We start from the raw sequence: 574 nt of genomic DNA on the forward strand, positions 1-574 counted from the left end.
AGTGTGGCTCGAAAGGTATTCATCCCCCAACTACACTAAAAAGATCTTGTGAAGGAGGTGCACTATGCAGAAGCATCAACTGGACATGTGGCTACATGGTCAACATAAAGACACCTATACGTTACCCAAAGTATTTGTCATTGGGTGTTCCGATGTCTCTGACTATTTGCTAGCTGTGGAATATAAGCACCAGCTAGAGCCGATTAAAGATGGAGAGGAACCGCTTCATTTTGGTTCCTTAGATTTGGTGAAAGAAGAGCTGCTCAGGTTAGGTATCGACAAAGCTTATTTGCGGTTACACAACGCTTACGATGAGTGCGGTAGTGAGGGTACTGCCTCTTACTGCGATATCGAATTATCGTTGGTTACCCATTAGAGTGAACAGATGAGTTACTCAGATTGCACATTGATATAGTGCTTCAGTAAGATCTGTTCGGTGAATTGTGTTCGTAGGTAAAAGCCTCGTGGTAGCGTCTTCATTGGTTTCCCGTTGGAGCTATAGGCTTCAGTTAGTGCTTTGGCATTAGCGGCCTTTGGGCGCAGGTGAAGCGCTTCGCCATGTCTGGCTGAAATT

Annotated in this window: 1 protein-coding gene and 1 pseudogene; one reads left to right on the forward strand and one right to left on the reverse strand. The window is 45.1% G+C overall.

Features of this window, described 5'->3' with window-relative positions:
• Nucleotides 1-64: 64 nt before the first annotated feature.
• On the forward strand, nt 65-376 hold the full coding sequence (locus tag R7E78_RS28870; RefSeq protein WP_005481791.1) for a DUF6482 family protein: 312 nt from the start codon (nt 65-67) through the stop codon (nt 374-376).
• Nucleotides 377-390: 14 nt separating this feature from the next.
• On the opposite strand, the pseudogene R7E78_RS28875 reads toward R7E78_RS28870, so the two are convergent.
• A pseudogene (locus R7E78_RS28875) lies at nt 391-574 on the reverse strand (DNA mismatch repair protein MutH); the annotation flags it as partial.

The sequence above is a fragment of the Vibrio sp. YT-19(2023) genome (genome assembly GCF_033337395.1).

Coding starts and splice junctions, on each gene's coding strand:
- R7E78_RS28870 (WP_005481791.1), top strand. CDS start 65: ATGCAGAAGCATCAACTGGACATGTGGCTACATGGTCAACATAAAGAC.